The organism is Streptomyces sp. NPDC050997, from assembly GCF_040660135.1.
Classification (GTDB): domain Bacteria; phylum Actinomycetota; class Actinomycetes; order Streptomycetales; family Streptomycetaceae; genus Streptomyces.
Map to the genome: position 1 here is coordinate 1 of NZ_JBFAGK010000001.1, position 13,875 is coordinate 13,875.

Consider the following 13,875-nt stretch of genomic DNA (forward strand, 5'->3'; position numbering starts at 1 on the left):
GGCAAGACCCTGGTCGAGCTGTTCGGTCTGGCCCGTGAGCTGAACATCGACGCCGAGGGCATCGACATGGGCCCGTCCCCCACGGACGCCGCCCTCGCCGCCGACCTGGTACTGCCGATCGAGGACCTCGACCTCACCGTCCGGTCGTACAACTGCCTCAAGCGTGAGGGCGTCCACTCCGTGGGCGAGCTCGTCGCCCGCTCCGAGGCCGACCTGCTGGACATTCGTAACTTCGGTGCGAAGTCGATCGACGAGGTCAAGGCGAAGCTGGCCGGTCTGGGCCTGGGTCTCAAGGACAGCCCGCCCGGATTCGACCCGACCGCCGCCGCACTCGGTGCGGAGGACGACACGGACTCGGGTTTCGTGGAGACCGAGCAATACTGAACGCCGCGCTGAGCCGGTCATAGGGACACTCTCGGCGGGGACAGCAGAACCTCCACGCTGTTCCCTGCCCGCTGGGCGGCCTCGGCCGGTCCGCGCCCACGTACAAGGGCCCGGGGGACGACTGCCCGGGCTCGGCATGGACGAGGGGGCACGGTCGGGCCGCCTGCGATGTCGCGCTGCGCGACGGGTGTCCGGCCGGCCATGACGACGGCTCTGTTCACCGCGCGGTGCCAGGGGGCCTTGGCCCCCGTGACCGTTCCGCCTGTCCAAGCACGCGGTGGGGCGACCCGGCACGCCCGCCGGGTAGTGTCGCACCGCAGTGCTGGATGGTGGCCCGAGGACGAAGAGTGAGAGCACCGCGTCATGGATGAGGCAGACGGCCACACGGCTCGGTGGTGGGTGGCGTTGCGCCGGACGCCGGTGGCCGTCTGGGACGACGACGTCACGGACTGGGCCGCTGCGCTGACCTATTACGCGGTCCTGGCCCTGTTCCCGTTGCTGCTGGTGATTCTCTCGATCCTGGGGCTGACCATGCCCACGGCCAAGCCGGAGGTCATCGAACGCATGGCGCAGGCGGCCCCGGCCGCGTCCCGCGCTCTGCTGCGCAGCACCCTGCGGCAGATGGCCGCACAGTCGTCAGCGGCTTGGACGCTGATCTTCATCGGAGGGACGGGGGCCCTGTGGTCGGGATGCAGCTATCTGAGCGTCTTCCGCCGGGCGCTGTACGCCATGCACCGGATCAGCGCGGACCGACCGGTCTGGCGTACGGCTCCGCGCATCATCGCCACGGCCCTCGTCCTGATCGCCCTGCTTCTCACGTCGACCCTCGCGTTGTTGCTCACCGGCGGCCTGGCGCGGCGTCTGGGTCAGGCTCTGAATTTGGGTACGGGGCCGCAGTCCACCTGGGACGCGCTGCGGTGGCCGGTCGTGGCCGCGGTCGCCGTCGCCCTGGTGCTCGTCCTGTACCGGTCAGGACCGGGGACCTCCCGCCCTGTCGGGAGGATGGCGCCGGGCGGCACATTGGCGGTGGCGCTCCTGCTGACCGTCTCACTCGGATTCGCCGCCTACACCACCCATGTCAGTACCTATGACCGTCTGTACGGTTCACTGGCAGGCGCCGTGGTCTTCCTGGTCTGGCTGTGGCTGTCCAACCTGTCCCTCCTGATCGGTGCTCAGTTCAACGCAGAGCTGACGAAGCCCGCGCACGGGGAATGAGCCGGCCTTCTCATAGCTGCGGCTGACCAAAAAAGCGCCTGCAGGGACGGGTCAGCTTCCGGATCTCGAGAATTCAGGCCGCATCGACGACGGACTGGCGTACGGGCGTGCGCCGGGTCGCCGAAGAGGGGCTGCGTCGGCCTCGGGAGGAGGCCCTGCGCTTGGGGCGTTCGACCACCGGTGCGGTGATGACGACCGGGATGCCGGACGGAGCCTGGGCACCGGTGATCCGGCTCAGGGCCTCGTCGCCCGAGCGGATCTGGGTGGTCTGCGGCCGGATCCCGGCGTCCGACATGAGGCGGACCATGCCGCGGCGCTGATTCGGTGTGACGAGCGTGACGACGCTGCCGGACTCACCGGCGCGGGCGGTACGGCCGCCGCGGTGGAGGTAGTCCTTGTGGTCGGTCGGCGGATCGACATTGACGACGAGGTCGAGGTTGTCGACGTGGATGCCTCGCGCCGCGACATTGGTCGCCACCAGCACGCTGACGTGCCCCGTCTTGAACTGTGCCAGCGTGCGAGTGCGCTGCGGCTGCGACTTGCCACCGTGCAGCGCGGCAGCCCGGACACCACTGTTGAGCAGGTCCTGGGTCAACCGGTCGACGGCGTGCTTGGTGTCCAGGAACATGAGCACGCGGCCGTCGCGGGCGGCGATCTCGGTCGTGGCGGCATGCTTGTCGGCGCCCTGGACGTGCAGGACGTGGTGCTCCATCGTCGTGACCGCACCGGCCGACGGGTCGACCGAATGCACGACGGGATCGGTCAGATAGCGGCGCACCAGCAGGTCGACGTTGCGGTCCAAGGTGGCGGAGAACAGCATCCGTTGCCCCTCCGGACGCACCTGGTCGAGCAGCGCGGTGACCTGCGGCATGAACCCCATGTCAGCCATCTGGTCGGCCTCGTCCAGCACCGTGATGCCCACCTGGTTCAGCCGGCAGTCGCCACGGTCGATGAGGTCCTTGAGCCTGCCCGGAGTCGCGACGACGACCTCGGCCCCGCCTCGCAGCGCGCCGGCCTGCTTGCCGATCGACATCCCGCCCACCACCGTAGCCAGCCGCAACTTGACGGAGCGGGCGTACGGAGTGAGCGCGTCCGTCACCTGCTGCGCAAGCTCACGCGTCGGTACGAGGATCAGCCCCAGCGGCTGGCGGGACTCAGCGCGCCGTCCAGCGGTGCGGGCCAGCAGCGCCAGCCCGAAGGCGAGGGTCTTGCCGGAACCGGTGCGCCCGCGGCCCAGGACGTCACGGCCCGCCAAGGAGTTCGGCAACGTCGCTCCCTGGATCGGGAACGGTGCGGTCACACCCTGCCTGCCGAGTTCGGCCAGTAGGTGCTCAGGCATGTCGAGATCGGCGAAGCCCTCAACGGCGGGTAGCGCGGGGGTGATCGTCCTGGGCAGCGCGAACTCACCCTGCACTGCGGCGGGTCGGCGGCCATGACCACCGGAACGGGCAGGCCCGCGAGAACCGCGCGGTGCCTGCGAGCCGTAGCGGCTGCCGCCCTTCCCTGCGTCGGCACTGCCCTTACGGGCGCGGGCGGGGCGGTCGTTCGTGTAATCGTGGTTCATGCGGAACCTTCCTCGAAGTGTCACATATCAAGGAATTTCCACAGCAATGAGCGGCATGAAGAATCACGAGTATGGACCGACGGAAAAAGAAAGCAGATCTGGTCGGCGGAAATCTCCGGGAGCGCAGATGCTGAAAGTAGAGGGACTGCGGATTCCTCCGAGTCGTCCCGCGGGTGAAACCGCTGCGGGAGATGCACGCAGCTGGGGCCCGCACCCCGAAGGGATGCGGGCCCCAGCTACAGATTTTGCGTGAGCGTCAGGCGGGAACGATGTTCTCGGCCTGCGGGCCCTTCTGGCCCTGCGCGACGTCGAAGTTCACCTTCTGGCCTTCGAGCAGTTCACGGAAGCCCTGCGCCGCAATGTTCGAGTAGTGGGCGAAGACGTCGGGGCCGCCACCATCCTGCTCGATGAAGCCGAAGCCCTTTTCCGCGTTGAACCACTTCACGGTACCAGTAGCCATGTCATATCTCCTTTGGGGCAGTACATCGGCGTCCGCACTGTGCGAACGCCGTGTCGCCGTGATGATTGCCCCGCCCGGAAATGACCGGAAATACAAAAGTGCTCCCGACCGGCACAAGCCTGGTGGGGGGCACTTGAAGTTTTTGGGAACCACAACTGCAACTGAGATGGACAGTAGCACGCCGGAACGGCCCGTGTGCGCTGAAGAATGCCACTCTGCTCCTCGCGGCAAAAACTCCCACTGCGTGGTCCGTCAAACTCTGACCTCTCGGGCACAGATATTGATTCACTCGGAGTGCAACGTTTCAGGAAGAGTCGCCAACCGCGGCCGTCCGCCCGCCCCTCCCCGACACCGCCGCGCCCGCGAGCGCACCGAGCGCGAGTGAAGCCCGCGATCACCGCGCGGGACTCCCCCGCCTGCCCGCGGTGAGCAGGTGCCCGCTGGCTCCAAGGAGCGTCGGGTCGGACTCGATGCGGCGGGTCGCCGCCAGGACGGCCTCGCGGCGTTCCGGGTCGTCCAGCCAGTCCTCGACGCCGTCCATGAGCCAGGCGACGCCCTCGACGCCGTACTGGCCCTCGACGGTGAGCCCCGCGTCGGTGAACTCGGCCAGAGGCTCCTCGGGGCGGGCGAAGTAGGCGACGGTGAACAGGCCGTCCTCGGCGTGGTGACGGTGCCGGCCGTCCGCCGCGGCGGCATCGGTGCGCGCGCGTTGCTGAGGGTTGAAGTAGCGCTCCTGGCGCAGCAGGTCGTGCAGACCGGCGAACCGGTTGATGGTGGCCGCGACCACCGGCCCGCCCGGCCGGACCACCCGGTGCGCCTGAGCCAACGCCTGTACGCGGTCAGCGCGTTCGGTGAGGTGGTACAGCGGTCCGAGGAGCAGCACCACGTCGTACGAGGCGTCCTCGGCGGGCAGGGCGCGGGCGTCCCCGGGTCGGGCGGTGACGCCGGGCAGCCGGGCGGCCTGTTCCAGGTGGAGCGGCACCGGGTCGACGAGATCGACCTGGTATCCGTCCCGCGCGAGCCACTCCGCGTGGACGCCGCTGCCGCCGCCGACGTCCAGGACCCGCGCGGGAGCCTCGGGCATCAGGCGCCGCAGGACGTCCTGGGTGCGCCAGAACTCCAGCCGTCCGGAGCCCTCCCGCAGGCGGGCGTCCTCGTTTCCCTGGGCGTAGTAGGCGAGGATCTCCTCGCGTACGGAGGGTTGTTGCTCGTGTGTCGTGTCGGCTGTCATCACCTCAGGTTGCTGATGGCCGACCGGGGCACGCAACGGAATATGTCCGGCGGTCAGGTGGCGCGCGCCGTCACCAGCCCCGACTCGTAGGCGAACACGACCAGTTGGGCCCGGTCGCGGGCCCCCAGCTTGGTCATCGCGCGGCTGATGTGCGTCTTGGCGGTGAACGGGCTGATGACCATGTGCGCGGCGATCTCCTCGTTGCTGAGGCCGCGGGCGGCCAGGGCGGTGACCTCGCGTTCGCGGCGGGTGAGGTGTTCCAGGCCTGGGGCGGTGGCCCGGTCCGGGGGCCGCGAGACGAACTCGCCGATCAGGGCCCGGGTGACCGACGGGGAGAGCAGGGCCTCTCCCCGGGCCACCACCTCGATGGCCTGGAGCAGGTCGGCGGGTTCGGTGTCCTTCAGCAGGAAGCCGCTCGCGCCCGCCCGCAGGGCCTCGAAGACATACTCGTCGAGGCCGTAGTTGGTGAGGATCACGACCCGGACGGCGCGGAGGGCGGGGTCGGTGGCGATACGGCGGGTCGCCTCGATGCCCGTCATCACCGGCATCTGCACGTCGATCAGCGCGATGTCGGGCGTGTGGGCACGCACCAGGGCCACTCCCTGTTCACCGTCCGCGGCCTCGCCGACCACCTCGATGCCGTCCTCGGCGTCCAGCAGGGCACGGAACCCGGCACGCATCAGCGCCTGGTCGTCGACGAGTGCCACCCGGATCATCCGGCCGCCTCCAGAGGCAGTTCGGCCCGCACCGAGAAGCCGCCCTCCGCGCGCGGGCCGGTGTGCAACGTGCCGCCGAGCGCCGTGACGCGTTCTCGCATACCGGTGATGCCGATGCCGGGTGTCGGCGGGCGGGCCGGGTCGGCCGTTCCCTCGTCGTCCACCCGAATCGTCAACTTGCCCTCCGTGTAATCTAGTTGAACTCGCACCTTGGCCGGACCCGCGTGCCGGGCCGCGTTCGTGAGGGCCTCCTGGACGATGCGGTACGTGGCCCGGTCGAGGGTGGCGGGCAGGGGGCGTTCGTCCCCGTTCACCGTCAGCTCGACGGCGAGGCCCGCCGCCCGGGCGCGATCCACGAGCAGGGCGGGTGTGCCGGTCGGTTCGTCGGTGCGCAGCACCCCCAGCGTGGCCCGCAGCTCACGCATGGCCTCACCGCCGGCCTCCTGGATGGCGAGCAGCGCGGGCGGCACCTCCTCGCCCCGCTTGCGGGCCAGGTGCACGGCGACACCGGCCTGGAGCTTGACGATCGAGATGCTGTGGGTGAGGGAGTCGTGCAACTCCCGGGCTATCCGCAGGCGTTCCTCTCCGGCCCGGCGCAGGGCCGCCTCCTCCCTGGTGCGTTCGGCCTCCAGGGCGCGTTGTTCCGTCTGGCGCAGGTAGGCCTGCCAGTTGCGGTCGGCGAGGCCCGTCACGACCGCGCACAGGAACCAGCCCGTGAACAGCGCGGCCTTCTCCACGGCCTCCCCCGTCGTGGGCCCCGTCGCCGCGTAGACCGCCAGATAGACCCCGCTCGCGGCGGCGGCCCAACCCCGGTGCCCCGCCCGGGACGCCGTGTGCACGGCGGCGAGGACGGGCAGGGCGGAGAGCAGGCCGGGGTGGGCGTGCACGACGTATGCCAGGCCGGTCGCGGTGGCCGCGGCCAGCACCGCCAGGGGAGCCGGTCGGTAGAACGCGAGAGCTGCCGAACCCAGCGCGATCAGCGCGTAGTCGACGGCCGTCGTGTCCGGGTCGAACGCGGCCGTGGTCAGGACCAGCGCGCCGACCACGACCGCCAGGGCGGCGTCGGCGAGACCCCTGCGTGTGATCAAGTGCCCGCTCATGCACGCACAGTAGCGCTCGGCGCAGACCTCGGCGTCAGCCCTGTGGACAACTCCCCGACTACTCCCGACGCAGTAGTCCAGGGCCCCGTGCCGCCCCGTCGGCGCAGCGCCGGCTGTCTTCGGCGGTACGACGACCGGGCCCGCCCCCGTGACGCACGCTGCTGCCCATGCCCACACCGTTCCGCTACACCGAGCCCCTGCCGCCCAGGTCGGCCACCGGCCGCGTCGCCGAGGTCTACGAGCAGCTCGCCCGTGACTTCGGCATCGACAGGCCCGTCACCTTCGTGGTCCTGTCCCCCGCCCCCGAGATCCTCGCGTCCACCTGGGCGTTGATGCGCGAGTCGCTGATCGCGGGCCCCGGCAGCCGTACCGGCAAGGAGCTGGCGGCGCTCGGGGTGTCGCTCGCCAACAGATGCCCGTTCTGCGTGGACGCGCACACCATGCTGCTGCACGCCACCGGCGACCACGCGCTCGCCGAACGCCTCGCCCGCGGGGAGCGACCGGAGAACGAGGAGCACGCGCGCGTGCTGGAGTGGGGCAGGCGGACCCGCGTTCCGGGCGGACTCGGCCCGGAGCCGTACCCCTTCCCGCGCGAGCACGCCCCCGGCTATCTCGGCACCGCTCTCGCCTTCCACTTCATCAACCGGATCGTGTCCGCCCTGCTGACCGAGAACCTGCTGCCGGGCAACGCCCAGCGGTTCCGGGCGGTACGCAGCCTGACGGGCCGCACGCTCGCCCGGACCGTACGCCGTCCCGCCCGGCCCGGCGAGGCTCTCGCGCTGCTCGACGGCGTCGACCCCGGCGAAGCCCCCGCCTGGGCGGGCGGCACGACCGTCGGCCTCGCGTACGCGGCGCTGCTCAGGGCGTCCATGGCGGGCGCCGGCCTCCTCGACGCCGATGACCACGACCTCGTAGAACAAACCCTGGGGGACTGGGACGGGGCTCATCCGCCGCTCGCGCTGAGCGGGTTCCCGGACCGGCTCGAGCGTCCCGGCGCGCGCCTCGCGCTGCTGGCCGCCCTGGCGCCGTACCGGATCACGGACGAGGACGTGGCGGCCTGGCGGCGGCCGGAGCACACCGACGACGCTCTGGTGCGCCTCGTCGCGTACGGGGCGTTCGTGGCGGTGGACCGCCTCGAATCGGCGCTCTACCACCCCATCGCCCGGACATAAAGGGACACATGGCGCATCGACAGCAAGGTGCGGTGACCGCACAGGCACGGAGCGAGTTGGCACTTCCGCCCCACAGGGAGTCATGTGAGACTGGCGTCCCGTCCGCAGTGCGGACTCGCTCCGCACCGTCCCCCACGAAAAGTGCGCCGTGCGTTCCTCTCTTTCCTTGCCGGTCGCCCTGACCGCCCGCCTGTCCCCGGTCATCGTGCTCGCCGCGGCGGGTTGGGCCCTGTCGTCCGGCCCGTTCGCCGCGACACCGGCCTCGGAGCACAAGGACGCCCCGAAGACCGGGACCCAGTCCGCCTCCGCCCCGGCGACATCGGCGGCGTCGAAGGCGTACACGGCCGCGCCCGCGCCGTGCACCAGCGTGGCCAAGAAGACGATCACGTCGCTGGTGCCGGGCGCGAAGACGGCCGGCCGAGAGATCCCGTCGACGAACTCCAAGCTGCGCCGCACCTGCTCCTGGAACGCGCTCAAGGGCTACGACTACCGCTGGCTGGACGTCTCCTACGAGCTCATGGAATCGGACGAGGCGGCGGAGACGTCCTACAAGGAGACGGTCACCGAGAAGAGCGGCGGCGGGGAGGTGCCCGACGTCGGCGACTCGGGGTACTCCGTCGTGAACCTCGTCACCGAGGACAAGCAGCAGACCCGCGAGGGCGTGGTGGTGATCCGCGCGTCCAACGCGCTGGTGACCATCACGTACAACGGCAGCGACTTCGAGTCCAAGAAGGCGCCCAGCACGGACGAGATCAACAAGGGCGCCATCAAGGCCGCCAAGGAGGCGGTCGCCACCCTGGAGGACGGCCAGAACAACTGACCGCCCTCCGACGACGGGCGTTGCCTCAGTCCGTGACCACGGAGGGGTTCAGGCCCTTGTCGTAGTGGTTGCGCGCGATCCGGATGCCCGAACTGCCGTGGAAGACGAACAGCGGTGAGGTGTACGGCGGTTGGTCCGGCCCGTCCAGCCGCCGGACGGTGTTGCCGGTGAACGCGAACCCGCCGACGCTCTTGGCGTCGACGACGGTGATGTCACCGATGTCGAACGAGTTGTGCTCGACCGAGATGTGGTGATGCACCGGGTTCGCCGCGTCGACGACCTGGTTGGTCGGCTCCACGAGGATGACCGGGCCGGCGGGCCGCGTGAACGAGTTCCCACGGATCGTGAGGTCGGCGACCGCCCCGGACTCGTACCACTGGTAGGCGTCGGCGGAGACGTAGATGCTGGCCATGGACATCCCGTCGAACCGGTTGCCGGTGATGAGGACGGGCTTGCGGGTGGTGACCAGCACGCCGCGGGTCGGCACGTTGCGGAACACATTGCCGGAGATGACGACCGACGGGGTGGCGGTGATGTTCTCGACGACCGTGCCGTTGATCTCGACCCCGTCGGGAACCGGCCGGTCGAAGGTGACGGTCATCGTGGTCAGCGGCTTGTCGTGGTCCATGCCGCTCGGCCCGTCGACCGCGGTGACCTTCGCGTGCGCGTCGGCCGGCGGCGTCATCGTGCGCTTGGCGGTGAACTCGACCTCGTCACCCGGGGCGAACTGCGGGAATCCGGCGGTCTGCGGGTGTTTGTAGGCGAGGGTGAGGGTGGACGGACCGGGTTTCCCGACGACCTCGAGGTAGGTGCCGTGGATGTTGATCGGGTCGTCGTGCGGGCCGTCGAAGAGACTCCTGGTGATCGAGACCTTTCCCTTGACGCCGGACATCTGCACGAAGTCCGCGAACGAGGCCGTCGAGCGGCCGGACGCCGGATCGGGTGCGAAGTTCACCTTGTCGATCGTGATGTTCTCGCTGAACTGCCCCACCACGCCGAATGATTGCAGGTAGTACGCGTTCATCGAGCGCAGGGTGACGTTCTTGGACTGCCAGATGAAGGCGCCCGGTTCCGTTCTTTCGATGAGGCGCATCTGGTAGACGAGCCCGGCGTCCGCCGGCCGTGCCGCCGTGGTGTAGTCGATCCGGATCCGGCGGTGGCCGAGGTCGGTGACCGCGGCGACGTCGTTGAACAGCGGGTTGTCCCCACGCCAGGTCCGCTGCGCTGTCGGATCGTGGATCTGCGTGTACTGGAGCCCGTCCTCACCCGACCAGTACGGCTGCCCGGTGACCGGACTGGTCTCGCCGAGCCAGGTGATGTGCGTGCCGTTCACCCGGTACGGGCTGCCGGCGGGGATCGACAGGACGCGGTAGGCGTGCCCGTCGGAGACACCGGCCGCGGCGACAGAAGCGTCGATGACCTCGGGGGCCGCGTAGTCGAAGGAGAAGTTCGTGAAGGTCACATTGGTCGAGCGGATCGACGCGAACGCCGTCTGAAGGCCGTGGTGGACGAGCTCGGCACCGCCGCCGTCGATGGTGACGTCGTGCATGTCCTCGACGAGCAGCCCGATCTTCTTGTCCTTGTAACGCTGGTCGGCGCCAACGGTGTTGGACACATAGAGCTCACGCGTCTCGGCCCGTTCGGGATAGAGCTGGTAGGTGCCCTTCGAGAACACGATCCGGACCGGCCGGTCGAGGCTCTTGGCGTGCCGCAGTGCCGCGGCGACGGCGGGCGCCGAGTCCGCCCGGCCCGTCGGGTCGGCTCCGTAGTCGTCCACGTCGACCACCACCGGCGCCGCCTTCGGCGCGGCGGCGACCGGACTGGCGGCGACCGGACTGGCGGCGACCGGACCGGCGGCGGCTCCGAGCAACGCGAGTGCCACCCCGAGAATCACGAACCGAGACATAGACAGCCCCTCCGGAGCATCCGTGAGCGGAACATCCAACGTTCTGTAAGTAGCGGAACATCCAACGAACAAGCGGGAATTGCGCTGTGCCGCGGCAGGCACTAGCTCTTCGGCGCCGCCGTGCTGGCGCGAATCACCAGCTCGGGGTCGAAGAGGAGTTCGCCGACCGGGACATCGCGGTTGCCGACCAGGGCGAGGATGCTGCGGGCCACCTCCGCGGCCAGACGGTCGGCCGGCTGACGGACGGTGGTGAGCGGGGGGTCGACGAAGTCCATGATCATGGACCCGTCGTAGCCGACGACCGACACGTCACCCGGGACGTCGTACCCCTGACGGCGTGCGCCGCGGATCGCGCCCAGTGCCATGTAGTCGCTGGCGGCGACGATCGCCGTGGCGCCACGGCCGAGGAGTGAGATCGCGGCGGACTGGCCGCCCTCGACGGTGTAGGACTGCCTCAGGACCCACTGTTCCGGGTCCGTCACCCCGCGCCTGGCGAGCGAGGAGACGAAGCCGCTGACGCGCCGGTCGGCCGGCCGGTTGCCGACCGGGCCCGATGCCATGCCGATACGGCGGTGGCCGAGCCGGTACAGGTGATCGACGGCGAGTTCGGCGGCCAGCAGGTCGTCGGTGGAGAAGACCGGCGCCTCGTCCACGCCCTCGAACTGGCCGTTGACCCCTACGAACGGGATCCTGCGGGAGCGCAGGAGTTCGTACGCCTGCGGGTCCGCGCCCTCGAGCGTGTTGCTGGCGGAGAGGAAGACCACGGCGGCGACGCCCCGGTCGGCGAGGGAGGTCAGGAAGTCCAGCTCCTGTACTCCGCCGGCGAAGCACGGGCACAGGATCGTCTTCAGGCCCTGCGGGGCGAGGGTGGTCTCGATCCGTTCGCAGACGTCGGCGAAGAACGGGTTGGACACCAACTCGGTGACGACCGCGACGAGTTGACCTCGCGTCTGCCGCTCGTACCCCAGGTCGGACATCGCCCGCTCGACCGCCTCGCGGGTCTTGCGCGACACGCCCTGACGCCGGTTGATGACGCGACTGACCGTGGCCTCGCTCACCTGCGCCCGGACCGCGACCTCGGTGATGCCGACCTTCATACGGTTCCCTCCGTCCCCCTGGTGCCACCAGCTAACAAGCTACCCATCTCACTTGCAATAGACAGGTGAAAGTTTTCAGCGTGACTGAGCATCGGATCTTGCATTCAGTCTGCCTGTTTTTCATATTTCTCGCGCACGACCATTGAACTGTCTCTTCGGCCCCTGCTAGCTTGCCGCCACTCGGCCGCACCCGCCGTCACTGAAGACCGGGAGACCCGATGAAGCCCTCACGGCTCATGCTGCTCACCGCTGTTGCACTACTCGCGCCGATGGCCCCCGCGCTGTCGGCCACGGCGGCGCCGCGTACCGCCGCCGACTCGCGTCCCCAACTCGCCCTGCCCGACCCCGGCTTCGAGAACGGCGGTGTGGGCTGGACCTTCGACCCGGGCACCGGGGTCGGCGCCGGCAACGTCCACAGCGGCAGCCGCTTCCTCTATCTCGACGCCGGCGCCGGCAGGACCGCCAGACAGTCCCTCGTCGCGCCGCGCGACGGCAGTTACGACTTCTCCGCGTGGGTGGCAAGCGCCGGCACCGGAGGCACGTACACGGTCCGGCGCAACGGCGAGACCGTCGGTACGGTCGAGCTGCCGCAGCGCCCCACCTACGCCCGGTACACCATCAGCCGCGTCGAGCTGAAGGCCGGCGACCGGCTGGAGATAGCCTTCGGCTCCGGCAGCGCCTGGGTCAACGCCGACGACCTGATGATCTCCCCGGCCGCGCCCGCCGACCCCAAGGTCACCTCGTCCGACCCCGAGGTCGTCGCGATGTTCGACTGGGCCAAGAGAAAGGCCAACAGCTGGGTGCAGCTGCCCGGCACGGTGGGCCCGATCAACGTCGACGAGTACCACACCGGCGGCACCGGCACCGGGACGTACGAGCCCACCTACTGGGCCGGATACGCCAACCGCAGCGCCTACTACTCCCGCGACATGACCCACCAGCTCGCAGGCGCCCACCTGATCGGCCTCGACACCGAGAACGAGACGATGCTCCGCTCGTACGCGGCGTCGGCCACCGCCGAGCACAAGTACTTCCCGGTGTGGTCCCTCAACTTCGACGCCAAGACGTACCTGAGCATCGACTACCACGGCCCGGACGACTTCGTGCGCGAGGTGCCGGCCACCTTCGAGCTGGTCGAGAAGGCTGCCCAGGCCTACCTCTGGACCGGCGACCGCCGTTACGTCGACGACCCGGTGCTGTGGGCCTTCTACCGGCACGCCACCGAGGACTTCGTCGACCTGCACAACAGCGCCAAGCCCAACGGCAAGGTCAAGGTCGCCGAGGGCACGGGCGACGGTATCTTCGCCGGCGCCGCCAGCTACAACGAGCAGGACGGCGACGGCCTCGCCGAGGCCGGGGACGGCATCGCCTCGCAGTACCAGGCGTATCTGGCGATAGCCGTGCTGGCGCGCGGCAAGGGCGACACCGCGCTGGCGAAGAAGTACGACCGTCGGGCCGCCGATCTGAAGGCGTACTTCAACGACGAGTGGAGCGGCACCGGCAGCGGAGCCGGCATGGTCCGCGCGTACACCCTGTCCGGCACCCCGGTCACCGGCTGGGGCAAGGAGAACAGCGTGTTCATGCCGATGAAGCAGATCATCGATCCCGGCCCCCGCAGAGACGCCTACCTCGACTACATCGAGGCGCAGGAGCTGGGTCCGCAGGGATCGCCCAACATCGAGTCGACGACGTACCTGCCCGACATGTTCTTCAGGAACAACCGCAATGACACGGCCTGGACGTGGATGAAGAAGATCTACGGCCAGCGGGAGACCCAGCACATCAACTCCGCCCAGGGCCCCAACGGTGACTACCCCGAGGTGTCGTTCACCCTGGTCAGCCAGACCGTCGAGGGTCTGATGGGCATCGCGCCGGACGCGGCGGACCACAGGGTGACCACGCAGTCGCGGCTGCCGTCCGGCATGAAGTGGCTCCGGACGGCGGACGTGCCGATCGGTACGGGCTCGATCACTGTCCGCCACGACGGCACGACGAAGACCACCCTGACGAACAACTCCCGCCACGACGCCTACCAATGGGAGGCCCGCTTCCCCGGCGTCCACAGGAAGCTCACGGTCAACGGCGTCCCACAGCGGGCCCACACCAAGACAGTGAACGGCGTGACGTACACCTACGCGACGCCGACCGTGGGGGCGGGGGCGACGGCGGTCGTCCAGGTGACCGGCTGACCGGAACGCCACCTTTCGGTC

General features: G+C 69.6%; 12 protein-coding genes. 5 read left to right on the plus strand and 7 right to left on the minus strand.

Annotation, left to right across the window (positions count from 1 at the left end; translation table 11 throughout):
• Both AB0H86_RS00005 and AB0H86_RS00010 read left to right on the plus strand, forming a co-directional pair.
• A partial coding sequence (locus AB0H86_RS00005; protein ID WP_362430908.1) for a DNA-directed RNA polymerase subunit alpha C-terminal domain-containing protein occupies positions 1-384 on the plus strand: 384 nt, incomplete at its 5' end.
• 363 nt (positions 385-747) lie between these two features.
• Complete coding sequence (locus AB0H86_RS00010) at positions 748-1,599, plus strand: YihY/virulence factor BrkB family protein (protein WP_362430910.1); 852 nt, start codon at positions 748-750, stop codon at positions 1,597-1,599.
• Positions 1,600-1,672: 73 nt separating this feature from the next.
• On the opposite strand, the gene AB0H86_RS00015 is transcribed toward AB0H86_RS00010, so the two are convergent.
• The 5 genes from AB0H86_RS00015 to AB0H86_RS00035 form a co-directional block, all read right to left on the minus strand.
• A complete protein-coding gene (locus tag AB0H86_RS00015) occupies positions 1,673-3,163 on the minus strand; it encodes a DEAD/DEAH box helicase (protein WP_362430912.1) in 1,491 nt (496 codons plus the stop codon).
• Positions 3,164-3,419: 256 nt separating this feature from the next.
• The gene (locus tag AB0H86_RS00020) at positions 3,420-3,623 is read right to left on the minus strand and encodes a cold-shock protein (protein ID WP_362430915.1); all 204 of its coding nucleotides are present in this window, start codon (positions 3,621-3,623) and stop codon (positions 3,420-3,422) included.
• A 394-nt stretch (positions 3,624-4,017) separates the two neighbouring features.
• On the minus strand, positions 4,018-4,854 hold the full coding sequence (locus AB0H86_RS00025) for a methyltransferase domain-containing protein (RefSeq protein WP_362430918.1): 837 nt from the start codon (positions 4,852-4,854) through the stop codon (positions 4,018-4,020).
• A gap of 53 nt (positions 4,855-4,907) precedes the next feature.
• Positions 4,908-5,570 carry a response regulator transcription factor gene (locus AB0H86_RS00030; protein ID WP_362430920.1) on the minus strand — a complete coding sequence of 221 codons (663 nt, stop codon included), beginning with the start codon at positions 5,568-5,570 and terminating at the stop codon, positions 4,908-4,910.
• Positions 5,567-6,670, minus strand: coding sequence for a sensor histidine kinase (locus AB0H86_RS00035; protein WP_362430923.1), 1,104 nt, complete (start codon positions 6,668-6,670; stop codon positions 5,567-5,569). The genes AB0H86_RS00030 and AB0H86_RS00035 overlap by 4 nt, the downstream gene beginning before the upstream one ends.
• A gap of 167 nt (positions 6,671-6,837) precedes the next feature.
• On the opposite strand from AB0H86_RS00035, the gene AB0H86_RS00040 reads away from it, so the two are divergent.
• Together AB0H86_RS00040 and AB0H86_RS00045 are read left to right on the plus strand one after the other, a co-directional pair.
• Positions 6,838-7,842, plus strand: a complete 1,005-nt coding sequence (locus tag AB0H86_RS00040; protein WP_362430926.1) for a carboxymuconolactone decarboxylase family protein — start codon at positions 6,838-6,840, stop codon at positions 7,840-7,842.
• 166 nt (positions 7,843-8,008) lie between these two features.
• Positions 8,009-8,662: a hypothetical protein gene (locus AB0H86_RS00045; protein ID WP_362430928.1), complete on the plus strand. Its 654-nt coding sequence runs from the start codon at positions 8,009-8,011 to the stop codon at positions 8,660-8,662.
• Positions 8,663-8,687: 25 nt separating this feature from the next.
• On the opposite strand, the gene AB0H86_RS00050 is transcribed toward AB0H86_RS00045, so the two are convergent.
• Together AB0H86_RS00050 and AB0H86_RS00055 are read right to left on the minus strand one after the other, a co-directional pair.
• Entirely contained in the window at positions 8,688-10,568 is a 1,881-nt protein-coding gene (locus AB0H86_RS00050) for a glycosyl hydrolase family 28-related protein (protein WP_362430930.1), read from the minus strand.
• Between the two features lie 101 nt (positions 10,569-10,669).
• Positions 10,670-11,665 carry a LacI family DNA-binding transcriptional regulator gene (locus AB0H86_RS00055; protein ID WP_362430932.1) on the minus strand — a complete coding sequence of 332 codons (996 nt, stop codon included), beginning with the start codon at positions 11,663-11,665 and terminating at the stop codon, positions 10,670-10,672.
• Positions 11,666-11,883: 218 nt separating this feature from the next.
• On the opposite strand from AB0H86_RS00055, the gene AB0H86_RS00060 reads away from it, so the two are divergent.
• The gene (locus AB0H86_RS00060; RefSeq protein ID WP_362430934.1) at positions 11,884-13,854 is read left to right on the plus strand and encodes a hypothetical protein; all 1,971 of its coding nucleotides are present in this window, start codon (positions 11,884-11,886) and stop codon (positions 13,852-13,854) included.
• The last annotated feature ends 21 nt before the right edge of the window (positions 13,855-13,875 follow it).